This window comes from uncultured Pseudophaeobacter sp., from assembly GCA_905479575.1.
Taxonomy (GTDB): domain Bacteria; phylum Pseudomonadota; class Alphaproteobacteria; order Rhodobacterales; family Rhodobacteraceae; genus Pseudophaeobacter.
The window spans coordinates 25642-48212 of sequence record CAJQNB010000069.1; the positions used below are offsets into that span (position 1 = coordinate 25642).

Below are 22571 nucleotides of genomic sequence, written 5' to 3' on the forward strand. Positions count from 1 at the left end.
CCACAGGGGTGGTGGATTTGTTCAGGGCTTGAACCCGACGGTGGGTCATTGCAGCCGGGCGTTGGGAATCATATCACTGTGGCATGACAGATCAGACGCCAGAACAGCCCTCAGACAGCTCCGCAGACCACAGCGCCGAACTGCCGGTTGCCGCAACCTCTGACGGGGAGGCGCCGCGCAGGGGCTATGCTGTGATTCAGGACTATCTCAAAACCCTGGATGCCTCTCCCGGGGTTTACCGGATGCTCGATTCTGAGAGCCGGGTGCTTTATGTGGGCAAGGCGCGCAATCTGCGGGCGCGGGTGTCGAACTATAGCCGCCCGGGCAACTCTGCCCGGATTGAGCGGATGATCGCGCTGACCGCGCGGATGATGTTCCTCACCACCCGGACCGAGACCGAGGCGCTGCTGCTGGAGCAGAACCTGATCAAGCAGCTGAAGCCAAAATACAACGTGCTGCTGCGCGACGACAAAAGCTTTCCCAGTATTCTGGTGGCCAAGGATCATCCCTTTGCCCAGTTGAAAAAACATCGCGGTGCGCGCAAGCAAAAGGGCAGCTATTTTGGCCCCTTCGCCGGGGCGGGGGCAGTCAACCGGACGCTCAATCAGCTGCAAAAGGCGTTTTTGCTGCGGGATTGTTCCAATGCGATGTTTGAGAGCCGCACGCGGCCCTGTTTGCAATATCAGATCAAGCGCTGTTCTGCCCCCTGTACCGGCGAGATCTCTGAGGAGGAATACGGCCTGGCGGTGCGCGATGCCGAACGCTTTTTGTCCGGGCGCTCCACCAAGATTCAGGAGGAACTGGCGGCGGAGATGATGAAGGCCTCCGAGGCGATGGAATTTGAACGCGCTGCCGCCCTGCGGGACCGTATCAAGGCGCTGACCCAGGTACAGTCCAGCCAGGGGATCAACCCGCGCGGGGTTGCCGAAGCCGATATCATCGGGCTGCATATGGAGGGCGGTCAGGCCTGTGTGCAGGTGTTCTTTATCCGCGCTAATCAGAACTGGGGCAATCAGGATTTCTACCCCCGTGTCGATGCGGATATGAGCCCCGCCGAGGTGATGGAGGCCTTCCTGGGCCAATTCTATGACAACAAGGAACCACCACGGCAGCTGATCCTGTCGGATGCGATCGAAAACACCGACCTGATGGAAGAGGCGCTCAGCGGCAAGGCAGAGCGCAAGGTCGAGATCCTGGTGCCCCTGCGCGGTGAAAAGACCGAGCTGGTGGCAGGCGCCGTGCGCAATGCCCGCGAAAGCCTGGCGCGGCGCATGGCCGAAAGCGCCACCCAGATCAAACTGTTGAAAGGTCTGGCAGAGGCCTTTGGCCTGAAGGCTCCGCCGCAGCGGATCGAGGTCTATGACAACTCGCATATTCAAGGCACCAATGCGGTTGGCGGCATGATCGTGGCTGGCCCCGAGGGCTTTATGAAAAACGCCTATCGCAAGTTTAACATCAAAGGGGACGATCTGGTGCCCGGCGATGACTTTGGCATGATGAAAGAGGTGCTGAACCGGCGCTTTTCCCGCCTGAAGAAAGAAGACCCGGACCGCTCCAAGGGGCAGTGGCCTGACTTGCTGCTGATCGACGGTGGCGCCGGGCAGGTCTCGGCGGTGGCGGAAATCATGGCGGAACACGGCGTCGAGGATATTCCCATGGTGGGGGTCGCCAAGGGTGTGGATCGCGACCACGGTAAGGAAGAATTCCACCGGCTGGGTGAGAATGCCTTTGCCCTGCAGCGCAATGACCCGGTGCTGTATTTTGTCCAGCGCATGCGCGACGAGGCGCACCGCTTTGCCATTGGCACCCACAGGGCCAAACGGGCCAAGGCGGTGGGGGCAACACCGTTGGATGATGTTCCAGGTGTTGGCGCCGGCCGCAAACGCGCCTTGCTCAGGCATTTTGGCAGCGCCAAAGCGGTGAGCCGCGCCGATTTGCTGGACCTGAAGGCGGTTGATGGCATTTCAAGCGCTCTGGCGGAAACGATCTACGATTTCTTTCATGAAAAAGGGTAGGGGGCTACGGTGACTCCCCTTGGGGTGCGACTAATTGCTCTCGTTGGTCTGACTGCTTGCGCCCAGCCTGCAGATTGGCCTCAGAAAAGGGTGCGGTTCTTCGGCGCACCGGGTCGAACCGGAACTCAGCTGGTTGGGGGCATTGTTGCCATTTAACTTGATGGCAAAAGGCGTTCACAACTCAGGCGACAACCCTTTCTGTCGACTACCCATTCTGTCGACCAACCGGCGAGCCAATTCCCTCAGCCCCGCGCGCCTTTGTCCGCAGATTTTGGGGGATTGTTTTCGCCCTGGGCCATAGCAAGAAAATCACCTCTGCGTGCTTTCCCTTGGGGAAAGTGCCTTATGCGTCTTTTATGTTTGAAAGGCCCATTGTAGGGTCGCCTGCATGAAATGGACCCTGCCCAATATCCTGACTGTGGTGCGCCTGCTGGCAGCGCCGGGTCTCGCCGTTATGTTTCTCTATTTTGCCCGCCCCCTAGCGGATTGGTTTGCGCTGATTCTGTTTGTCGGAGCGGCTGTCACCGATTGGTTTGATGGCTATCTGGCACGCGCCTGGCAGCAGGAAACCAAAATGGGGGCGATGCTGGATCCCATTGCGGACAAGGCCATGGTGGTTGTGGCGCTGATGATCCTGGTGGGCTATGCGGATGAGCACTGGACCCCCTGGCTGGTACTGCCTGCCACGGTGATCCTGTTTCGCGAGGTTTTTGTCTCGGGCCTGCGTGAGTTTCTGGGCGACACCGCTGGAACTTTGAAGGTGACACAGTTGGCCAAGTGGAAGACCACGGCTCAGATGGTGGCAATTGCCACGCTGTTTTCCCAAGGGGTTTTTGAGCACTATCTGGTGATGTCCTCCTTTGGCATGGATGAGGCGCTGGTGGCTGAAATTCTGTCGGGGCAGGTCGAAGACCTGCATGGGCTGCGCTGGAAGCTGGACGGCATGTTCTGGACCGGGCGTATCGGGCTGTGGCTGTTGTGGATTGCGGCGGCTCTGACCCTGATCACCGGGGCTGATTACATGCGCAAGGCGCTGCCGCATCTGAAGGAGAGCAACTGATGGATGTCGTCTATTTTGCCTGGGTGCGTGAACGTATCGGAGTGCCCCGCGAGCGGGTTGAAACCAGCGCCGCCACGGTAGCGGACCTGGTGGCAGAACTGTCAGCGCGCGAAGAACGCTACAGCGCGGCCTTTGCCGATCTTTCCGCCCTGCGGGTTGCCTTGGATCAGGAGCTTTCAGATTTTGCGGCCCCTCTTGAAGGGGTGCGCGAAGTGGCCTTCTTTCCGCCGATGACCGGGGGCTAGGGGCATGCAGGTGCGGGTGCAGCAAGAGCATTTTGAGCTCGGGGCGCAAAGCGATGGCTTTGCCGCCGGGGTTGGTGGTGCCGGCGCGATTGTCACCTTTACCGGTGTGGTGCGCGATGCGGATGCCGGGGATCTGGTGGCGATGGAGATTGAGCACTACCCGGCGATGACCCAAAAGGCGCTGGAGGCGATAGCCGCTGAGGCCAAGACCCGCTGGTCGCTGGCGGATGTGCTGGTGATACACCGCTACGGCCGCCTGGTGCCGGGCGAGCGGATCATGATGGTGGCCACAGCCGCGCGCCATCGCAAACATGCTTTTGAGGCGGCTGAATTCCTGATGGATTATCTGAAGTCGCGGGCGCCCTTCTGGAAGAAGGAGATCCTGGCGGATGGCCAGGCGGATTGGGTGGCTGCCAAGGCAGATGACGAGGCGGCGCTGGAGCGCTGGTAGTTGAGCGGCGCAGCCGGTGTGGTAAAACAACAAGACGTCAGGTCCAGCAACAGGGGGGGCTCCCGCCTGTTGCGGCACATTCAAAGAATGTACCTGCTCAGTTGGGCCCGGCACCGCGCTGCGCGCGGTGCGGTGGCGTATTGTCGGCAACGGTACCTGTGGTGGCAGCCCTGTTCTAGTGGCCCTGTATTCAGCCGTGTCCAGGCGGTGGAACTGGCCTGCCGGTGAGATCAGCCCTGTTTGGTTGGAGAAGCGGGGAAACGGGTCTGCGGGTTGAGCGGGTCTGCGGGCTGAGCGGGGCTGCGTGGCGCTGGGCTAGCAGGTGCACGGTGGCGCGCCTCGCGGCAGCGAGGCGCAGGGCCCAAGGCCTTTCAGCGTGGCTATGCCACTCTGAGGGCGCGGGAGCCCCCCTTCTTTGAGGCGCCGTCCATTGAACCTGTCCAGCTTTGGGATCCCGTCCTATTGCGCGGCTTTTTTTCGAGGGAGCACGATCGCCAGGGATGTGATTTTGGCAGATCTGACATCCATATGACGGCCCGCCCTCGCCAGCCTTGGGGCGCGCGGGCGGGCGGGGGGGAGGCCGCTTAGTCCTGTTGCAGGTAGCTGCGCAGCTCTTCTGCCTCGCGGCGGGCATCGCGCAACCCGTCCATGGCGGCGCTGAGTTCTGCTTCTGTCTGGGTCAGTTGATTGCTCAGCTCTGCCTCGCGTTGCTGCAGATAGGTGATGGCCTGATCGCGGGTTTCTTCGGCTTCGTGCAGTTCCTGGCTCATCCGGTCCAGATCGGCAACGTCGCTTTGGCGCACACGGGTAAACCGGTGCACCAGCCAGTTGGCAAACCAGCCCATGGCGAAGGCCACAAACAGGATGATGGCGGTGGTGAGGATGAACTCTGCTCTGTTCATTGTCCTGTGTTCTCCTGTTCGTTGCTATCCGGGGCTGTCGCGCCCGCAGCGGCGTCCTGCCCTGTTTCGGCGGCCTCTTCGAGGGTGGTTTCTCCCTCCGAGGTGGTTTCGGGGAGGATCAGGCGGAATTCGATCCTGCGGTTGGCTTCCCGCCCTTCCTCGCTGTCATTGGTGGCGATCGGCTGGCTTTCGCCATAGCCGGTGGCAATAAAGGCCGAGGTGCGGATGCGGCGGGCGCGCAGTTCATTCAGGATCGACTGCGCCCGCGCCTGGCTTAGCGTCTGGTTCATGCCCTCGCGACCCTGACTGTCGGTATGGCCTTGTATTTCCAACCGGATTGGCCCGCATTTTTCCAAAATGGTGGCAATGTGATCCAGCACCACGCTGCTGCCCGCTGCCACTGTTGCCGAGCCGGGCTCAAAACCGATCTTGCCGCTGCTGGCCTGCGCTCCGGTCAGCTGTGCAGCACAGAGCTCTGCGCTCAGCGGCTGGTCTTTGGGGGCTGGCGGTTCCTCATAGGTCACCGCCAGCTCGTAGCTTTCTGCCTCACCAAGCTTGGCGGCGAGGAAGCCCGAAACCTCGGCCAAGGTGTCTTCCTGATGGCTCATGCCGCGCAGTTGCAGGTTGTCCGGTGTCACGGTGACGGACCCGCGGGCCAGATGCGACAGGGCTTCCAAACCGGCCAAAACCCGCACTGGCCAGTCGGCGGGCAGATCGGCAACCACACGGGTGGCTGTATGAACCTGATCCGAGCCAAACCGCGCCTTGGCGTAGCTGCTGGCGATATCGCGCGAAATGGCATCGTTGATACGGCCACGCAACTGCACCTGCCCCTCAGGGCTGAGTGTCGCTGTGAACTCCGGGGGGCCGGCGGTGCCATCGCTGTCGGGCACCGGCAGGACCGCATGCAGAGAGAAGACCTCTGGCAGGGCGTTTTCCAGCTCTCCTACGACCTTGTCAAACCGATCAGGGGCGGTGCCTTCGGCGGCAACCAGGGTGATATCGGCATTGGCGATGGTGACGGTGCCCTGACCCAAGGCGGCAAGGCTGGAAATGCTCAGGGCGCTGGCCCGGGACCAGTTCGGCGACGGCACCCCCATGCCAATGACGCAATCTACCTGGCCCTCAAGCCCGGCGGCACGGGCGGCGCTGAGGATCGCCGCACGGCTTTCGGCGCTTTCGGCAGAGCAGGCATCAAAACGTGCACCACCTTCGCCAATCAGGAAGCGCAGGGTAAAGGGGCTGATCACCGGGCGGGCGGCGGTGATATCGAGCACCAGATGAAGTTCGGGCGGCGCCATGCGGGTCAGTTGGGTCTGCAGTTTGTCTTTTGCGGCATCCGATTTTGCCATGGTGGTGATCTTGATGGTTTCTGCATCCACCGAGATCTTGGCGCGTGGCAACAGCTCCAGCGCCGAAATGGCATAGCGCAGGGCCTCCGACCAGCCGTCTGGCGCCGGATACCGCGCGGTCTCCAGAAGGTCGGCGACCTGTCCTGCCTCTTTCATGTTGTTCAGCTGGTTCACCAGCCCCGCGCGTGAGGTCGTGGTCGGGATCAGGCCAATGATAGATATGCCACTGTGATTGCGCAGAATTTCCGCCGAAAACCGGGGCGCTGCGATGCCCTTGGAGGGGGGGACGGACATTTCATCAATCACCCGCGAGGCATCCACCACCCCGCCGGCCAGCGACAGCGCGGCAAAGCGGGTGGCCTCATCCGGGGCAACCCCCTGCAGGGTTACGCGCAGCCCGTCAGAGATCACTTCGGCCCAGCCCATGCCGCCTTCGTCCAGGGCACGGCGCAGGGCGGTTTCGCTGTTTTGCTCCACCGCGGTCACTGCAAAACTGGCCGCAACCAGGCTGATGCCGGCAGCCGCTGCAAAGGTCAGGGTGGGGGTCAAAAGCGAAGACAGGCGCATAAAACGGCTATTCCTTGGAAAAACTGCGTCTTGTGTATAGCCCCGCGCCGGGCGTTTCAATCAGAGGAAGGCTGCCAGAACAAAGAATATAAGCGGAATCAAGCCGGTATCTCGGTTCAGCCGAAACAGCTGCAATAGGCGCTGATTGTTCTCGGCGTCAAAGATCCGCAATTGCCAGGTCATATGCCAGCCCATGGCCCAGGGGCCGAGCAAGGCAAGCCCCAAAGCCCAGAAATTGTCATCAAGGTCCAGGCTCAGAATAATGGCAAAGGCCATCAGGCTGACAGTGCCAACGATAAAGCGACGCAGCCAGGTGGGGGTATTGGTGCCAAACAACCGGGCGGTGGATTTCACCCCGATCAGCGCATCATCTTCGGTATCTTGATGGGCATAGATGGTATCATAAAACAGCGTCCAGCTGATGCCGGCAAAATACAGGAACACCGCAGGCCAGTGCAGGGCGCCGGTATGTGCGGTCCAGGCCCACAGGGCGCCCCAGTTGAAGGCCAGCCCTAAAAACACCTGCGGCCACCAGGTAAACCGCTTGGCAAAGGGATAGATCGCCACCGGCAGCAGCGCCAGAATCCCCATTGAGATCGCCATCGGGTTAAAGGTCAGCAGGATGCCAAAGGCGATCAGCGCCTGCGCCACCATCCAAAGGACCGCGCCCCTGACCGTCACCTGTCCCGAAGGGATCGGCCGCGATCGGGTACGTTCAACCGCGCCGTCAATATCGCGATCCGCAATGTCGTTCCAGGTGCAGCCGGCGCCGCGCATCAGCCAGGCGCCCAGGGCGCAGGCTATGGCGATCCAGGCATCTTCCCAGCGCGGGCTGCCATCCCACAGGATCGCCAGGGCCAGCCCCCACCAGCAGGGGATCAACAAGAGCCAGGTGCCAATGGGGCGGTCGGCACGGCTGAGCCGCAGATAGGGGCGGCTCCAGGCTGGTGCATATTGATCAACCCAGTTGTCTTTGACCGCATCTGCGACCTGGCCATCTGGTTTTGGCGCGTCACCTTGCATATGTAGGGCCTCATGAGTGCAAAAATCAGACTGTATGTAGAGCACCCCTTGGGTGCAGGGCAATCCATTCCTCTGACCAAGGAGCAGGCGCATTACCTATTTGGGGTGATGCGGCAGCGTTTGGGCGGCGCTGTGGCGCTGTTCAACGGTGTCGATGGCGAATGGCAGGCCGAAGTGACCGAGGCAGGCAAACGCGGCGGCACCTTGACCTGTCGCGTGCAAAGCAAGCCGTTGCAGATGCCGCCGGATCTGTGGCTGATCTTTGCCCCGATCAAAAAGGCGCGCACCGACTTTATCGTCGAAAAGGCCGCCGAGATGGGTGCCGCCCGCATTCTGCCAGTGGGAACGGAATACACCAATTCCGAACGCATCCGGCAGGACCGGCTGCAGGCCCATGCCGTTGAGGCGGCCGAGCAATGCGGCGGCACCTATGTGCCGCAGGTTGCGGATCTGCAAAAACTGTCGCAGTTGCTGGATCATTGGCCAGCCGAGCGTCAGCTGATGTTCTGCGACGAGGCCGAGGTGGGCAATGCGCTGCAATTGGCGGCGCAGGACCACAAAGACGCGCCCTGGGCCATTCTCATCGGCCCTGAAGGTGGCTTCTCCGAAAAAGAACGCAAGCGATTGCACGCGATGGCGCAGTCCCATGTGGTCAGCCTGGGCCCCCGTATTTTGCGCGCAGATACCGCTGCCGTTGCCGCGATGACCCTGTGGCAGCAAGCCCTGGGGGATTGGTAACTATGCGCCGCGCCACCCAGGCTGATCTTGCCGCTGTGCAGGATTTTCTGGCGCCTCGGGTGGCGACCTCGATGTTTCTGTCCGGCAATCTGCGCGATCAGGGGCTGACGCAGACCGATGCGGGGGACACTGGTCCTGATGCTGGCGCGGATCACCGCAAATCCATGACGCTTTGGCTCAGCGAAGGGGCGGGTCAGATCACCGGGGTGATCGGCTATGCCGCAGCGGGTTATGTGGTGTTTGAGGCCCCGGCGCTGACAGCGGCAGACTATCCGGCGATCCGGGCGGCCCTGTTTGGGCGCGCGTTGTTGGGGCTCAACGGTGCGGTGGATCAGGTGGCTCATTTGGTTGCGGCTTTGGATCTGCCCTGCCACCGCGCCGCAATGGATGAGGTGGAGCCACATTATCATCTGGCCCTTTGCGATCTGACGATTCCAACCGGCGCGGGTCAACTGCGCCCGGCAGTGACACAGGATCTGCCGCTGTTGACCCAGTGGCGCATGGCCTCTGAGGTGGAAATTCTGGGCGCGCGCGATAGCGTCGAGAACCGGGATCGGGCGCGGGCCAGCCTGGAAGAGCTGCTTGCGGCGGATCGGCTGCGGCTGCTGGAACAAGATGGCGTGGTGGCGGCGATGACCAATTTCAACGCCGCCCTGCCCGCCATCGTGCAGGTGGGTGGGGTCTATACGCCGCCGGATTTGCGCGGGATGGGATATGCCCGCCGCGCCGTCGCGCTGCATCTGGCCGAGGCGCAGGCGCAGGGGGCGACAGAGGCCATCCTGTTTGCCGCCAATGCCGCCGCCGCCCGCGCCTATGAGGCCATAGGTTTTGCCCAGATCGGCAGCTACCGGATTGTAAATTTTGATCCAGGTATCACATTGGGTGAAACCTGATTGGGAGAGTCGCCATGAGTTTCATTCGTCCCGAGGCCCGCGTGGCGCTGTGGCGCTGGCGCGAGCTGATTGTCGCCACGCTGATGCTGCTGGTGGGGCTGAAATGGGCCTTTACCTCCTTTGGGGTGACGGCAGCCACCGGTTGGGCGCTGGTGGTGGTGGGGCTGGTCATTGCTGTCATCGGCGCTCAGCGGTTGCGCTTTCGCCTCGGCGCGGGTGGTCCCGGCGTGGTGCAGGTGGACGAGGGGCAGATTGCCTATTTTGGCCCGCTCACCGGGGGCGCCGTTGCGGCGTCTGAGCTGCAATGCCTGCGGCTCGATCATACCGCCAAACCGCCCCATTGGGTGTTGGAGCAAGACGGCCAGCCAGCCTTGTCCATCCCGGTCAACGCCGCTGGCAATGAGGCGCTGTTTGATGTCTTTGCCGCGCTGCCGGGGCTCAAGACAGAACGCATGCTGAGCGAGCTGCGACGCCAGGGGCCTCACCAGGTCGTGATCTGGGAACGCAGCCCAAGCCGCCCGCCTCTGCACAGGCTGCATTGACACCGGGAACGATTCCGCTCACCACTGATTTCCCAAACCAACCCAACAGGACGGAGTGCCCGGCATGTCCATTCCCCAGTCCGGCGGCGGACCCATTGAGCGCCACGAAGATCTGGCTGAGTATCTGGCCAGTGGCTGCAAGCCACGCGATGCCTGGCGCATCGGCACCGAGCACGAGAAGTTCGGCTATTGCAAAGACACGCTAAAGCCGCTGCCCTTTGAGGGGGAGCGCTCGATTGTGGCGGTGCTGCAGGGGCTGCGCGACAGCTATGGCTGGTCTGAGGTCACCGAAGGCGGCAAGCTGATCGGGCTGGAAAAAGACGGCGCCAATGTGAGCCTCGAGCCGGGCGGTGCCCTGGAGCTGTCAGGCGCGCCGCTGGAGACCATTCACGAGACCTGCGACGAGGTGAACACCCATCTGCGCGAGGTCAAGGATATCTCGGACAAGATTGGCGTTGGCTTTATCGGTCTGGGGGCAGCCCCGATCTGGTCCCATGACGAAATGCCGCTGATGCCCAAGGGCCGTTACCGGCTGATGAATGACTACATGGCCAAGGTTGGCACCATGGGCCGCGACATGATGCGCCGCACCACCACGGTGCAGGTCAATATCGACTTTGGCTCCGAGGCAGACATGGTGCAGAAGCTGCGCGTTGCCCTGGCGCTGCAGCCGGTGGCCACCGCACTGTTTGCCAATTCGCCCTTCTTTGAGGGCAAGCCCAACGGTCATAAGAGCTGGCGCAGCAAGATCTGGCGGCATCTGGACGACAGCCGCACCGGCATGTTGCCCTTTGTCTTTGACGAAGGCTTTGGCTTTGAATCTTATGTGCAATATGCGCTCGATGTGCCGATGTATTTTGTCTACCGCGACGGCGAATATATCAATGCGCTGGGCATGTCTTTCCGCGACTTCCTGCAGGGCAAACTGCCAGCCCTGCCCGGTGAAACCCCCACCATGTCCGACTGGGCGGATCATCTGACCACCGCCTTCCCCGAGGCGCGGATCAAGAAATACATGGAAATGCGCGGCGCCGATGGTGGCCCCTGGCGGCGTCTTTGTGCCCTGCCGGCCTTTTGGGTGGGCCTGACCTATGACCAAAGTGCGCTGGATGCGGCCTGGGATCTGGTCAAGGGCTGGGACGCCGAGACCCGCGAAGAGTTGCGGGTTGCGGCCTCCCGCGACGGGTTGCAGGCCGAGGTCAACGGCATCAAGATGCATGATCTGGCCCGCGAAGTGGTGACGATTTCAAACTCCGGCCTGAAAAACCGCGCCCGTCCCGGCGCTGGTGGCTTGGTGCCCGATGAGACCCATTTCCTCAACGCGTTGAAAGACAGTCTGGACAGCGGCAAAGTGCCAGCTGATGAGCTGCTGGAGCGCTATCATGGTGATTGGAATGGCGATCTGACCCGGATCTACGCCGACTACAGCTACTAAATAGAGACCAAACGACAAAAGGGGGCGCCGCTGAGACGCCCCTTTTTCTTGCTGCTGTTGATCCTAGGCGGCGCTTGCCAATGGATCGGGGGTGGTGGGGGCCGCGTGTGGCGGGGTCAGGGCTTCGCGGACGACGGCCCGCAGGGTTGCTACCGCGTGACCAAAGCCGAGGCCGAGGCAGAGGGCTGCAAAGCCCAGGGCGGGCAGGACACCAATGACGCCCATATCCATAAGCGGAATGGTGGAGCCTACCAAGGCGACGCCGCCAAATCCGATCATCCCATAGCCGGTGGCGATGGTGACCGCCGCAGCCCTGGCGGCGCGGCCAGAGGCGGGGCAGTCCCCAAGTAATTTTCCGATCTTCAGGATCATGAGCGCCATTGCGGTGACCATGACAAGGCCGAGGCCGATGTAGAGGCTGATGTGAAGAAGCATGGGTAAGGTCCTTTCAAAGTCAGATGGTTTGTTTGTAGAAATCGCGTTCAAATCTGCCATAGATATAGCCACTGACCGCGCCCCAAATAGGCGCGAAGGCGCTGCCGAATATGAGGAAAAAGCCGGGAATGCGTTGGTTTGTGTCGGTTAGAGCGGTGAAGAAGAGCATCGGCAGACAGAGTAAAACAAAGCTGGTGAAGGCCAGCATGGCCCATCTGCCTGACGTTACTGTGTTGCGGCGCATGTCGACCAGCAGCACCGGAATGCCAATGAGCAGATAAAGCGGGCCACCGAACACCACTGCCATGACGGGGATGGCCAACAGAGGCGCGCCAATTGTTGCCACAACCAGCGGGCCGCCAACAATCGCCAGGGCAAAGGCAACCGGGTCCACCAGCTGTGTTGGGGCTGTTGCTTTGGGGAATAAGATGCATGAACTTGCAGTTATTTCTGTCATTTGTGAAATCTCAGGGTAAAATTTTTTGCGCCAGATTTAGTCCTTGGGTTTTCCCCCTGGCAGGAAACGCACCAGCTTGGCGCCGAGTTTCAGCACTGCCAGATGCACGGATCGGGGCAGGCGGGCAAAATCGACATACCAGTCGTCAAACATCTGCATCACCCGCAGGGTCTCGCCCATGCGGTCCTTGACCACCGCAGGGGTTTTGTCCGTTTCGGCCTCTTGCATCACCGCGTCCAGCGCCCGCAGGGTAGGGGCAAATTCGCGCTCGCGCCGGGCCTTGATCACTGCATCAACCAGATCAAACATGTCGCGGATCGAGGTGAAGTGATCGCGTCGGTCGCCCAGCTGACGTGATGCCTTGACCAGCCCCTGGGACTGCAGCTCTTTCAGCCCGTTGGAGACATTGGAGCGCGCCAGGTTCAGCGTCTCGCAGATCTCATCGGCGGTCATGGCGTCGGGGGAGATATGCAGCAGCGCGTGGATCTGCGCCACCGAGCGGTTGACCCCCCATTTGGAGCCCATCTCTCCCCAGTGGAGGATAAAGTTCTGCATGGCGGGGGTGAGGTTCATTTTTCAGTTCCTGTACTTTCTGTAATGACAGAAATAAATGGAAGATCGAGTCGCGTCAAGCATTTTTTCTTGATTGCGGGGGCGCGCAGCTTGCACAGTGGTGGATATTTTTAATCTGGGAGTTTGGGAAATGCGTGATCTGTTTATAGGACTATTTGAGAAACTCGTCGGCGCTGTCGTGATCCTGCTGTGCCTTGGGGTTCTGATCGCTGCGGGCGCGGCCCTTGTGGCACCTGGGCCAAATGGCGGTTTGCTGCCGGCGCTGGCAATCCTCGTGGGGGGATCAATCTATGCCATTTTGATGGGCGGGATGATGTATCTGTTTTTGGGCGTCTACCACAACACCAAACGTACGGCTGAGGCGATCGAGGCGCTTGCCAAACGCTGATTTGAACCAAAACAAAACCGGCGAAGCCTTTAGGCGTCGCCGGTTCCACATTTTACCAGTTCAGGAAAATACCTGTGATTGGCTTACTGCTGCAGGGCTGCAGGCTCGATGTCTGCAATGTTTGCCCAGTGGCCGTTGGCGTCCTGGACAAAGCCTGGGATATTGCCTTCCCAGCGTTCCTGAGTGTCCTTGGACAGGTTCAGGTACAGTGTGTTGTCGACGATTTTCCAGTAGGTTGGGTCGCCGTCGAATTTAAAGCCCATGGCGGCGCCAAAGGCGCAGTAGCCGCCATATGCGGGCAGATATGCTTCGGGGTTGGCCTCAAACTGCGCTTTGTGCTCTTCGGAGGCAAAGCGGTAGGTCGCGTCATTAAAAACAGTTGTGATTTTGTAGCTGCCTTTGGCGGGGGCGCCGTCGGTGAAATAGGCGACGGGGTCGTAGCCCTGCATGGCAAGACCGGTGGAGGATGCGTTCAGCTCAACGCCTGCGGCCAATGCCGAAGTTGCCATTGCAACGGAAAGTGCCACGCCGCTCAGCAGGGATTTAAATGTGTTCATCAGATCGTTCCTTTTCCTGTCCAGTCAGGGGCTGCTTTAGCGGCTGACCGGCACGTATGAGATTTGTATGATCGCCTGTCTGGCTGTCATGGACCCCATGTGGAGAGGGGGTCGATCACGTTCAATCAAACTGTTTTTGATTGCGCATATGCTCAGAACTGCTGTGCGTGGATGCGCAGACCTGGCGCATCACAATATGCGGAGGTCCTTATTTTGCTGACAAATTGCCAGGGGTGCGGCACAGTAAAGCCAGTGTGCAGGAGGAATTCGCGATGAATGTTTTTTGGTCACGCCGGGTGGTGATTGCCGGACTATTTGCATCCACTCTCTTGGCAGCGGGCGGCGCCCTGGCCCAAAGCGTTACGGGGCTGTACCGGGCAGAGGGGCGCAACCCCGATGGCAGCAGCTATAGTGGCACAGTGCAGATCCGCGACAGCAAGGGGGTGATCAAGGTGAATTGGCAGGTCGGCAGCCAAAGCTATTCTGGCAGCGGCACCCGCAGTGGCGATGTGATTTGGGTCGATTGGGGGGATCAGTATCCGGTTGTCTATGTGCGCATGCCCAGCGGCGAGCTACACGGCACCTGGGCCAATGGCCGCGGTCTGGAACGGCTCATCCCCTAACGCCGCAGGCGCGGCATTAGGATGGCGCTAAGCGGCGGCGGACATCAGGCTATTTCTGCCCGATACGTGGCTCATTCCCCGAGATCAGCCGGTTGATATTGCCTCCATGGCGCCAGAACACCAGGGCCGTCAGCAAAACCGCAAGCAGGATCACCGACGGATAGCCCATCAGGTAACACCAAAGCGGTGCAGACAGAGCTGCAATCAGGGCGCTCAGAGAGGAGATCCGGCTGATGGCGGCACTGGCCACCCAGATCAGGCAGCAGGCGATGCCGACGGGCCAGGCCAGTGCCAACATCAGCCCCAGGAAGGTTGCTACCCCCTTGCCACCCTGGAATTTCAACCAAACCGGAAAGCAATGGCCGAGGAAGGCCGTGAGCCCAGCCAGTTGCGCCGCATCTTCGCCTGCCAGAAAACGCGCCAACAGCACCGCCGCCGCGCCCTTGCCGCCATCCAGGATCAGCGTCGCTGCCGCGGCGGCTTTGCTGCCGGTGCGCAGCACGTTGGTGGTGCCAATATTGCCCGAGCCTATCTCGCGCAGGTTTCCCAGCCCCATTGCCTTGGTCAAAACCAGACCAAAGGGGATCGACCCCAGCAGATAGCCAATCACGGCCCAAAGCAACAGGATGGTGGCGGCACTTTCGATCAGGGGCATCAGTCTCTCCGGTATACCGGCGTACCGGTGACATAGGTTGCCAGCACTCTGCCCTGCATCCGCTGCCCATCATAGGGCGTATTTTGCGATTTTGACTTCAGCTGGAAGCGATCCATTACAAACGGCATGTCGGGATCAAACAGCACCAGATCCGCCGGCGCCCCGGCGCTGAGCCGACCCGAGGCCAGCCCCAGCCGTTTGGCCGGGTTCAGCGCCATGGCGCGAAACAGTGTTGGCAGGTCCATGAGTTCTGCGTGATACAGCCGCATTGCGGCCGGCAGCAGGGTTTCCAGCGCCACGGCACCCGCGGCGGCTTCCTCAAAGGGCAGGCGTTTGCTTTCTTCATCCTGCGGCGTGTGCATCGAGGAAATCGTGTCGATCAGCCCGCTGCGCACCGCCTCGGCCACCGCAAGCCGGTCGTCTTCTGATCGCAACGGCGGTTTCACCTTAAAGAAGGTGCGATAGTCGGCCACGTCCAGCTCGTTCAGGGTCAGATGGTGGATCGAGGTGCCGGCGGTGATGTCCAGCCCATTTGCCTTGGCCCGTTCCAGCGCGGGCAGGGCGCGGGCGGTGGTGATCTGATCGGCGTGATATTTGGCGCCAGTCATTTCCAGCAGCGCAATGTCGCGGTCCAGCCCCATGCGTTCCGCCATCGGCGACACCGCAGGCAGCCCCCGCAGGGCGGCAAACTTGCCCGATGTTGCGGCAGCCCCGGCGCTGAGCAGGGGTTCTTGCGGGTGGGCAATCACCAATGCCCCGCAAGAGCGCGCATAGGTCAGGGCGCGGGAAAACACCTTGGTATTGCTGACCACATGGTCGCAGTCGGAAAAGGCCACCGCACCGGCATCCATCAGAAAACCAATCTCGGTCATCTCGCGCCCTTCGCGCCCCTTGGTCAGGGCTGCCATGGGCAGCACATGCACCGGTGCGTCGGCCTGGGCGCGGCGGGTGACAAATTCCAGGGTTTCCGGGCTGTCGATGCTCGGTGTGGTATCGGGACGGGTGACAATGGTGGTCACTCCGCCAGCGGCGGCGGCGAGGCCAGCGGTCTTGTAGCTTTCCTTGTGGCGCTCGCCCGGCTCGCAGACCTTGACGCCGATATCGACAATGCCAGGCGCCAGACATTTGCCCTCACAGTCGATGATTTCGGCACTGTCGGCGTCAATGTTTCGCGCACGAAACAGTTGCGCGGGCTCCGTACCCTCGGGCAGGAGTTCGGCAATCTTACCATCCTGAACCAGCAGCCCCCCCAGGCTATCGGTGCCAGCTTCGGGGTCAATCAGGCGGGCATTGATAAAGAAAAGGGTCATGCAACGGGCCTTTCGATAGCGTGATTTAGGGCAGCGACGGTGGTGCTGGGCGACGATTGATACTTGATCAGATGCTTGTCACCGCCCTTGGTGATCACCTGCACGTAGGATCCCATGGTCTTGACCGCTGCGATCTGATCCAGCGGCACACGGCGCTCGGCGGGGCCGGTTAGCACGCCGTCAGAGATCCGCCAGATCACGGCCAGTTCTTCGCTCATCATGTACCAGCCGCGCAGTCCGATGGCGCCCAGCCCGCCGATGGCTCCGGTCCAGACATGGGGATTGCCAACGGCCCAAAGAATGACCATCCCGGCCACCATGGCAATCGCTGCCATCCAGGCATGGGCGGTGATATAGGCGCTGCGGTTGGGGGTGAATTCGATCACAGTCATCTCAAAACACCAGAACATAGAGGGTGAGGACAATAAGCAGCATCACCACGGTAAAAAGGCTGGCGCCAATGCGCCGGGCGGCAGCGCGGGTGTCGCGCGGCGAAGGTCTGGCACCAGTGTAGAGCTTGCTGCTCTCAGGCGCAGGCTGGGGCGGGGCGCTCCAGCTGATTGGCCGCTCACCGTAGCTGGCGACATGGGTGATCTGGCTGGAGAGCGTCAGGCGGCGGGCGGCACCCCCAAAGGCGCGCGAGCGTAGCAGCAGCACATGGCCCTGCAATGCGGCGAGCCGCTCCCGGTCCGGGGTGATCTCAGTCTCGGCAATGCCGCAGCCCTGGATGAGATAGCCCGCCAGCCCCAGCTCTTCGAGGTCCGAGACCGGGAAGATCTCAACATTGTCCAGGTCAATCTCATCAATTCCCAGCACCTGAGCCAGGGCACCGGGTTCGCGTAAAAAGCGCGCCTGTTCGGGCGCCATGTCCAGGTTAAAAACCCGAATCACGCCACGCTCTTCGGCTGGAATTTCGATCACACCTTGCACAGGATCAGCCTGCCGCCGCAGTGTTGCGGCTTTGGCGCAGGTTTTGCGCCAACAGATCCATTGCGGCCATGCGCACGGCGACCCCCATTTCCACCTGTTCCTGGATCACCGACCGGTTGATGTCATCGGCCAGGGTGCCGTCAATCTCAACGCCTCGGTTCATCGGGCCGGGGTGCATGACGATGGCATCGGGTTTGGCATGGGACAGTTTTTCAGCGTCCAGTCCGTAGCGGTGAAAATACTCGCGCTCAGAGGGGATAAAGCCGCCGTCCATCCGTTCCTTTTGCAAGCGCAGCATCATCACCACATCGACGTCTTTCAGGCCTTCGCGCATGTCGTCGTAAATCTCGGCGCCGAAGTCGGCGAATTGGCCGGGAACCAGGGTGGGCGGGCCAATCAGCCGGATGCGGTTTTCCATCTTGCCCAGCAGGATCAGGTTTGAGCGCGCCACGCGGGAATGTGCGACATCACCGCAGATGGCGATGTTCAGCCGGTGCAGGCGACCTTTGGCGCGGCGGATGGTCAGCGCATCCAGCAGCGCCTGGGTTGGGTGTTCGTGTTTGCCGTCGCCGGCATTCAGCACCGCGCAGTTGACCTTTTGCGCCAACAGATCCACCGCGCCGGAATGGGGATGGCGCACCACCAGCAGATCGGGGTGCATGGCGTTCAGGGTCATCGCGGTATCAATCAGGGTTTCGCCCTTTTTGATCGAGGAGGCCTGCATCGCCATGTTCATCACATCAGCGCCCAGACGTTTGCCGGCAATCTCAAAACTCGCCTGGGTGCGGGTGGAGTTTTCAAAAAACATGTTGATCTGGGTGAGACCCGCTAAGGCGTCCGAATGTTTCTCGGGGCGGCGGTTCAGATCGACATAGCTGTCGGCCAGATCCAGAATTGCGGTGATCTCATGGGGTTTGAGCGGCTCGATCCCCAAAAGATGGCGGTGGCCAAAACCGGTGGGAGAGAGGGGGGAAGAGGTTGGGGAAGACATCTGGGCAGGCTCCGCTCTGTTTGTCGCACCTTATAGGCAGCACGGCCTTTTGGGGCAAGGTCGATAGGCGGGTTTGATTGCGGCTGCCCCGGCCAAATCACCGCAGGTGCGGCCGCGGCACTGCGGCTGCGGTGGCCTGCATTAGGGGTGTTCCGCTCACCCGCGTGGCGGGGTAGCTTAGGCCATGGAATCGGCAATTGATTATTGGAGCGCCAAAGCGCTGTTGGAGTGGCAGGTGGAGCTTGGCGCCACCGAAGCCCTGTGTGAAGAGCCGGTCAACCGCTATGAACTGGCCGCGCCTGCGCCCAAGGCGCGTCAGGGGCAACAGTCGGATCAGGCCTCCGGTCAAAAGCCCGGTATGCCGCCCCCCGTTGCTCCCAGGCCCAAACCCGTCGATCCGGTGGCCGAAGCTCGCAAGGCCGCTGCTGCCGCGCCGGAACTGCCCTCGCTGCGGGCGGCCCTGGCGGAGTTTCGTCATTGTGAGCTCAAGCTGGGCGCGCGCAATCTGGTCTTTGGCGATGGTCAGCCCGGCGCGCGGGTGATGGTGATTGGCGAGGCCCCTGGGCGCGAAGAAGACCAGCAGGGCAAGCCCTTTGTCGGCCCGGCGGGGCAGTTGCTGGACCGGATGTTGGCAGCAATTGATCTGGACCGGGCGAAAAACGTTTATATCACCAATGTGTTGCCTTGGCGGCCACAGCAAAACCGCGACCCCAGCACGGAAGAGATCGACATGATGCTGCCCTTTCTTGCCCGCCATGTGGAATTGGCGCAGCCGGACATTCTGGTGCTGATGGGCAATATAAGCTGTCAGGCGGTGCTGGGCAAACGGGGCATCTCGCGGCTGCGCGGGAATTGGGCCGAGGCCTGGGGCAAGCCAGTGCTGCCGATGTTCCACCCGGCCTATCTGTTGCGCCAGCCCGAGCAAAAGCGCGCGGCCTGGGCCGATTTGCTGGAATTAAAGGCGCGGTTGGGCGCGCCAAACTAGGGATCTTTGCAGATGAAAATACTGGCCTTTTCCGACCTGCACCTGTCTGCTGCCCATGCGGAGGCACTGGTAGCGGCCAGCGATCAGGCGGATCTGGTGATTGGCGCCGGGGATTTCTGTAATCAGCGCAAAGGTCTGGATCAGGCCATGGCACTGCTGGCCGATATCGCGCCTCCGTTGATCACTGTCGCGGGCAATGCCGAAAGCGCGGCGGAGATGCGCGCTGCTGCCCTGCCGGGGATGCATGTCCTGCACGGTGAGGGGTTGGAGTTTGGCGGGCTGCACTTCTTTGGCCTTGGCGGTGGTATTCCCGCGCCGCCCTTTGGCGCGTGGTCTTATAATCTGTCAGAGGCTGAAGCTGAGGCGCTGCTGGCGGGCTGCGCGCGCGCTGACATTCTGATCTGCCATTCCCCGCCCAAGGGACAGGGGGATGCGACCTCGCTGGGACTGTCTGTTGGCTCCACTTCGATCCTGCAGGCGGTGGAGCGGCTGCAGCCGCAGCTGGCTCTGTTTGGTCATATTCACGACAGTTGGGGATTTCGCGGTCAAATCGGCACAACCCTGACCGCCAATCTGGGGCCAGAGCCTAACTTTTTTGACGTCATACCATGATTGACCCCATCACTCTTTTGACCTTTGTGCCGGCGGCGCTGGCACTGAACCTCACCCCCGGCGCTGATATGATGTTCTCTCTGGGGCAGGGGCTGCGGTCGGGGCGCAGATCGGCGCTGGCGGCTAGTGCGGGGATTTCTGCCGGCGGGATGGTACATGTGGCGCTGGCCGGGCTGGGGCTGGGCGCGGTTGTCAATACAATGCCGGGGCTGTTTGATGTGATCCGCTGGCTTGGCGTGGCCTATCTGCTGTATCTTGCCTGGGGCGCGCTGCAGGCGCCGGCCAGGGCGGCGCAGCCTGGTCAGCCGCCGGTTCCGGCCTCCCGCGCTTTTCGCGCCGGGTTTTGGGTCAATCTGACCAACCCCAAGGTGATCCTGTTTGTGTTGGCCTTTGTGCCACAGTTTGTGGTGCCCGAGGCCGGGCCAGTGCTGGGGCAATTCCTGATCTACGGCTTGGTTCTGGCGCTGGGGGGCTTTGTCATCAATGGGCTGGTTGGCGTCTTTGGCAGTGCCGCCGGGCGCTTTCTGGCCCCAACCTCGCGGGCGGGCCTGTGGCTGGGCCGCATCTCGGCGGGAATATTTGCGGGGCTGGCACTCAGGCTCGCGCTTTTGCAAAAGACATGAGGTCTGCTATGTCACGTATCGACGAAACCATGGAGTTCATCCCGGTCCGTATCGCCATCCTTACCGTCTCGGACAGTCGCAGCCTGGCGGAGGATCGTTCGGGGCAGGTGCTGGTCGACCGGTTGCAGGCGGCGGGGCATATCCTGGCGGATCGCCAGATCATGCCGGATGAACGGGGCGAGATCGCCGATCAGCTGCGCGCCTGGGTGGCAGACCCGGCGGTGGATGTGGTGATTTCCACCGGGGGCACCGGGCTGACAGGGCGCGATGTCACGGTTGAGGCGCACCGGGATGTCTATGAAAAAGAGATCGAGGCCTTTGGCACCGTCTTTACCATCGTGTCGATGAAAAAGATCGGCACCTCGGCGGTGCAATCGCGCGCCACAGGGGGCGTTGCAGGCGGCACCTACATTTTTGCGCTGCCCGGCAGCCCCGGCGCCTGCAAGGATGGCTGGGACGAAATCCTGGCGATGCAGCTGGATTACCGGCACCGCCCCTGCAATTTTGTGGAAATAATGCCGCGTTTGACCGAAACCCAGCGACGGAAGTAACGCCACGGTGCGTGTATTCGAATAAGACGCACACTATGTACAGTGATATGTGCCAATAAGGCGCTGCACAGGGGAGGCTCAGCAGGGGGCTCTCAGAGCGGCGCCTTGTCTGGCAAAGAAACATATTTGATAGGGTAGCAGGGGCGATCCCCAGCCACCAAAGGGAATAAGGCATGCGCTTTTTGCGGCATAGTTTGACGGGTTTGTTTCTGGCGGCAGTGGCAGTCGCGCTGATGCTCTATGCGGGGCAGATGGTGGTGGGGGCGGTGCAGACACGGCTCAACGCCGAACCGCGCAAGCCACCAGCGCGCGAACGGGTTTTTGCGGTGAACCTCGTCACTGCCGATCTGCAAGAGGTTACGCCGGAACTCATCGCCTTTGGCCGGGTTGAAAGCCGCCGGACGCTAGAGCTGCGCAGCGCTCAGGGTGGACGGATCATCCATTTGTCCGACCGTTTTGAAGAGGGCGGCGTGGTCCAGGCGGGGGAGATCCTGATCCAGATCGACCCCTCTGATATGCAGGCGGCGCTGCAAGAGGCCGAGGCCGATATGCAGGACTCCCGCGCGGAAGAGCGCGACGCCACCCGCGACCTGACCCTTGCCAAGGATGAACTGAAGGCGACACAGGATCAGGCGCAGTTGCGGGCCCGTGCGCATCAACGCCAGTTGGAGCTGCAAGAGCGTGGTGTTGGCACCACCGCAGCGGTTGAGGCGGCTGAGCTCACTGCCGTGCAGGCGCGCCAGGCGGTGATTTCGCGGCGCCAGGCGGTCAGCCAGGCCGAGGCCCGTGTTGATCAGGCGGCCACCCGGGTGGCCCGCAGTCAGATTGCCCTGGACAGGGCGCGGCGCGACCTCGCCGATACCACCCTGCGTGCCGGGTTCGATGGCACCCTGCAGGCGGTTACCCTGGTCGAAGGACGTCTGGTTTCGGCCAATGAAAAACTGGCAGAGCTGGTCGATGGCGATCAACTGGAGGCCGCATTCCGTGTGTCTACCCTGCAATATGCCCGGTTGCTGGGCGCTGATAATCGGCTCAGCCCAGCCCCGGTGCGGGTGACTCTGGATGCGGCGGGCGCCGGGCTTGAGGCAACGGGGCGGCTGTCGCGCGCCAGCGGCGCGGTGGGGGACGGGCAAACAGGCCGATTGCTCTATGCCAGTCTGGATCTGACGCCAGGGTTCAAACCGGGCGATTTTGTCACCGTGAAGGTCAGCGAGCCGCCGCTCTTGGCTGTGGCGCGGGTGCCGGCTTCGGCGCTGGGATCCGATGGCACGGTGCTGGTGCTGGGGCCTGAAGAGCGGTTGCAGTCGCTGCCGGTTGAGCTGCTGCGCCGACAGGGCGATGATGTGCTGATCCGCGGCGCGGGGCTGGAGGGCCGACAAGTGGTGACCGGCCGTACGCCGCTTTTGGGCGCCGGGATCCGGGTGCGCCCCCTGCATCAGGACGCAGGGACGACACAGCCACCCCCCGCGGCTGAGCGGTCGGCGACGGCGGCCGAGCTGATTGAATTGTCAGAAGAACGCCGCGCCAAACTGGTCGCCGCCGTCGAAGGCAGCGCAGGCTTGCCGGATGCGGCCAAGGAGCGGATGCTGGCGGCCCTGGCCAAGGCGCAGGTGCCAGCCGGGCTGGTCAACCGGATCGAAGCCCGGATGGGGGGATAA

The 22571-nt window shown here is 61.8% G+C and carries 27 protein-coding genes; 15 read left to right on the plus strand and 12 right to left on the minus strand.

Translation table 11 applies throughout. The annotated features are described in order from the left end of the window. Nucleotides 1-83: 83 nt before the first annotated feature. The 4 genes from uvrC (at nucleotide 84) to QZ268_RS16770 (ending at nucleotide 3771) form a co-directional block, all read left to right on the plus strand. A complete protein-coding gene (gene uvrC / locus QZ268_RS16755; RefSeq protein WP_295454845.1) occupies nucleotides 84-2015 on the plus strand; it encodes an excinuclease ABC subunit UvrC in 1932 nt (643 codons plus the stop codon). 388 nt (nucleotides 2016-2403) lie between these two features. After that, nucleotides 2404-3075 carry a CDP-diacylglycerol--glycerol-3-phosphate 3-phosphatidyltransferase gene (gene pgsA, locus QZ268_RS16760; RefSeq protein WP_295454847.1) on the plus strand — a complete coding sequence of 224 codons (672 nt, stop codon included), beginning with the start codon at nucleotides 2404-2406 and terminating at the stop codon, nucleotides 3073-3075. Beyond that, the gene (gene moaD / locus QZ268_RS16765) at nucleotides 3075-3320 is read left to right on the plus strand and encodes a molybdopterin converting factor subunit 1 (protein WP_295454849.1); all 246 of its coding nucleotides are present in this window, start codon (nucleotides 3075-3077) and stop codon (nucleotides 3318-3320) included. Before pgsA ends, moaD begins: the two co-directional genes overlap by 1 nt. A gap of 4 nt (nucleotides 3321-3324) precedes the next feature. Further along, nucleotides 3325-3771, plus strand: coding sequence for a molybdenum cofactor biosynthesis protein MoaE (locus QZ268_RS16770; protein ID WP_295454851.1), 447 nt, complete (start codon nucleotides 3325-3327; stop codon nucleotides 3769-3771). Nucleotides 3772-4355: 584 nt separating this feature from the next. On the opposite strand, the gene QZ268_RS16775 is transcribed toward QZ268_RS16770, so the two are convergent. From QZ268_RS16775 to ubiA, 3 genes are read right to left on the minus strand one after another with little or no spacing between them, the layout of a single operon-like run. Next, nucleotides 4356-4673 carry a hypothetical protein gene (locus tag QZ268_RS16775; RefSeq protein ID WP_295454852.1) on the minus strand — a complete coding sequence of 106 codons (318 nt, stop codon included), beginning with the start codon at nucleotides 4671-4673 and terminating at the stop codon, nucleotides 4356-4358. Continuing rightward, on the minus strand, nucleotides 4670-6592 hold the full coding sequence (locus QZ268_RS16780; protein ID WP_295454854.1) for an OmpA family protein: 1923 nt from the start codon (nucleotides 6590-6592) through the stop codon (nucleotides 4670-4672). The genes QZ268_RS16775 and QZ268_RS16780 overlap by 4 nt, the downstream gene beginning before the upstream one ends. 60 nt (nucleotides 6593-6652) lie before the next feature. Then, nucleotides 6653-7615 carry a 4-hydroxybenzoate octaprenyltransferase gene (gene ubiA / locus QZ268_RS16785; RefSeq protein WP_295454856.1) on the minus strand — a complete coding sequence of 321 codons (963 nt, stop codon included), beginning with the start codon at nucleotides 7613-7615 and terminating at the stop codon, nucleotides 6653-6655. Between the two features lie 12 nt (nucleotides 7616-7627). Here ubiA and QZ268_RS16790 point away from each other — a divergent pair, with 12 nt between their 5' ends. The 4 genes from QZ268_RS16790 to QZ268_RS16805 all read left to right on the plus strand — a co-directional run bounded on the left by QZ268_RS16790 (nucleotide 7628) and on the right by QZ268_RS16805 (nucleotide 11223). Further along, nucleotides 7628-8353, plus strand: coding sequence for a 16S rRNA (uracil(1498)-N(3))-methyltransferase (locus tag QZ268_RS16790; protein ID WP_295454858.1), 726 nt, complete (start codon nucleotides 7628-7630; stop codon nucleotides 8351-8353). A gap of 2 nt (nucleotides 8354-8355) precedes the next feature. Beyond that, complete coding sequence (locus tag QZ268_RS16795; protein WP_295454860.1) at nucleotides 8356-9246, plus strand: GNAT family N-acetyltransferase; 891 nt, start codon at nucleotides 8356-8358, stop codon at nucleotides 9244-9246. A gap of 14 nt (nucleotides 9247-9260) precedes the next feature. Next, nucleotides 9261-9788 (plus strand): hypothetical protein, encoded by a 528-nt coding sequence (locus QZ268_RS16800; protein ID WP_295454862.1) that lies wholly within the window; start codon nucleotides 9261-9263, stop codon nucleotides 9786-9788. Between the two features lie 64 nt (nucleotides 9789-9852). Beyond that, a complete protein-coding gene (locus QZ268_RS16805) occupies nucleotides 9853-11223 on the plus strand; it encodes a glutamate--cysteine ligase (protein ID WP_295454863.1) in 1371 nt (456 codons plus the stop codon). Nucleotides 11224-11286: 63 nt separating this feature from the next. Here QZ268_RS16805 and QZ268_RS16810 read toward each other — a convergent pair whose 3' ends face one another. The 3 genes from QZ268_RS16810 to QZ268_RS16820 are packed head-to-tail and all read right to left on the minus strand — an operon-like array spanning nucleotide 11287 to nucleotide 12688. Next, nucleotides 11287-11658 (minus strand): hypothetical protein, encoded by a 372-nt coding sequence (locus tag QZ268_RS16810; protein ID WP_295454865.1) that lies wholly within the window; start codon nucleotides 11656-11658, stop codon nucleotides 11287-11289. 19 nt (nucleotides 11659-11677) lie between these two features. Then, nucleotides 11678-12115 carry a hypothetical protein gene (locus tag QZ268_RS16815; RefSeq protein WP_295454867.1) on the minus strand — a complete coding sequence of 146 codons (438 nt, stop codon included), beginning with the start codon at nucleotides 12113-12115 and terminating at the stop codon, nucleotides 11678-11680. 36 nt (nucleotides 12116-12151) lie between these two features. Further along, on the minus strand, nucleotides 12152-12688 hold the full coding sequence (locus QZ268_RS16820) for a MarR family transcriptional regulator (RefSeq protein ID WP_295454869.1): 537 nt from the start codon (nucleotides 12686-12688) through the stop codon (nucleotides 12152-12154). A 130-nt stretch (nucleotides 12689-12818) separates the two neighbouring features. Here QZ268_RS16820 and QZ268_RS16825 point away from each other — a divergent pair, with 130 nt between their 5' ends. After that, nucleotides 12819-13076 (plus strand): hypothetical protein, encoded by a 258-nt coding sequence (locus tag QZ268_RS16825; RefSeq protein WP_295454871.1) that lies wholly within the window; start codon nucleotides 12819-12821, stop codon nucleotides 13074-13076. 83 nt (nucleotides 13077-13159) lie between these two features. Here the strand turns inward: QZ268_RS16825 and QZ268_RS16830 are convergent, their stop codons facing one another. Continuing rightward, entirely contained in the window at nucleotides 13160-13633 is a 474-nt protein-coding gene (locus tag QZ268_RS16830; protein ID WP_295454872.1) for a YHS domain-containing (seleno)protein, read from the minus strand. Nucleotides 13634-13905: 272 nt separating this feature from the next. Here QZ268_RS16830 and QZ268_RS16835 point away from each other — a divergent pair, with 272 nt between their 5' ends. Beyond that, on the plus strand, nucleotides 13906-14256 hold the full coding sequence (locus QZ268_RS16835; protein WP_295454874.1) for a hypothetical protein: 351 nt from the start codon (nucleotides 13906-13908) through the stop codon (nucleotides 14254-14256). A 49-nt stretch (nucleotides 14257-14305) separates the two neighbouring features. On the opposite strand, the gene plsY is transcribed toward QZ268_RS16835, so the two are convergent. From plsY to QZ268_RS16860, 5 genes are read right to left on the minus strand one after another with little or no spacing between them, the layout of a single operon-like run. After that, nucleotides 14306-14911, minus strand: coding sequence for a glycerol-3-phosphate 1-O-acyltransferase PlsY (gene plsY, locus QZ268_RS16840; RefSeq protein ID WP_295454876.1), 606 nt, complete (start codon nucleotides 14909-14911; stop codon nucleotides 14306-14308). Beyond that, the gene (gene pyrC, locus QZ268_RS16845) at nucleotides 14911-16221 is read right to left on the minus strand and encodes a dihydroorotase (protein ID WP_295454877.1); all 1311 of its coding nucleotides are present in this window, start codon (nucleotides 16219-16221) and stop codon (nucleotides 14911-14913) included. Before pyrC ends, plsY begins: the two co-directional genes overlap by 1 nt. Continuing rightward, on the minus strand, nucleotides 16218-16613 hold the full coding sequence (locus QZ268_RS16850; protein WP_295454879.1) for a hypothetical protein: 396 nt from the start codon (nucleotides 16611-16613) through the stop codon (nucleotides 16218-16220). Before QZ268_RS16850 ends, pyrC begins: the two co-directional genes overlap by 4 nt. A 1-nt stretch (nucleotide 16614) precedes the next feature. Further along, nucleotides 16615-17142 carry a hypothetical protein gene (locus QZ268_RS16855; protein WP_349376258.1) on the minus strand — a complete coding sequence of 176 codons (528 nt, stop codon included), beginning with the start codon at nucleotides 17140-17142 and terminating at the stop codon, nucleotides 16615-16617. A gap of 13 nt (nucleotides 17143-17155) precedes the next feature. Then, nucleotides 17156-18142 (minus strand): aspartate carbamoyltransferase catalytic subunit, encoded by a 987-nt coding sequence (locus tag QZ268_RS16860; protein WP_295454882.1) that lies wholly within the window; start codon nucleotides 18140-18142, stop codon nucleotides 17156-17158. A gap of 184 nt (nucleotides 18143-18326) precedes the next feature. Between QZ268_RS16860 and QZ268_RS16865 the strand changes: the two genes are divergently transcribed. The 5 genes from QZ268_RS16865 to QZ268_RS16885 all read left to right on the plus strand — a co-directional run bounded on the left by QZ268_RS16865 (nucleotide 18327) and on the right by QZ268_RS16885 (nucleotide 22571). Next, nucleotides 18327-19127, plus strand: coding sequence for a uracil-DNA glycosylase (locus QZ268_RS16865; RefSeq protein ID WP_295454884.1), 801 nt, complete (start codon nucleotides 18327-18329; stop codon nucleotides 19125-19127). A 12-nt stretch (nucleotides 19128-19139) separates the two neighbouring features. Beyond that, complete coding sequence (locus tag QZ268_RS16870) at nucleotides 19140-19739, plus strand: metallophosphoesterase family protein (RefSeq protein ID WP_295454885.1); 600 nt, start codon at nucleotides 19140-19142, stop codon at nucleotides 19737-19739. After that, on the plus strand, nucleotides 19736-20362 hold the full coding sequence (locus QZ268_RS16875; RefSeq protein ID WP_295454887.1) for a LysE family translocator: 627 nt from the start codon (nucleotides 19736-19738) through the stop codon (nucleotides 20360-20362). The genes QZ268_RS16870 and QZ268_RS16875 overlap by 4 nt, the downstream gene beginning before the upstream one ends. A gap of 8 nt (nucleotides 20363-20370) precedes the next feature. Next, nucleotides 20371-20913, plus strand: a complete 543-nt coding sequence (gene moaB, locus QZ268_RS16880) for a molybdenum cofactor biosynthesis protein B (RefSeq protein WP_295454889.1) — start codon at nucleotides 20371-20373, stop codon at nucleotides 20911-20913. Between the two features lie 173 nt (nucleotides 20914-21086). Next, nucleotides 21087-22571 (plus strand): HlyD family efflux transporter periplasmic adaptor subunit, encoded by a 1485-nt coding sequence (locus tag QZ268_RS16885; RefSeq protein ID WP_295454890.1) that lies wholly within the window; start codon nucleotides 21087-21089, stop codon nucleotides 22569-22571.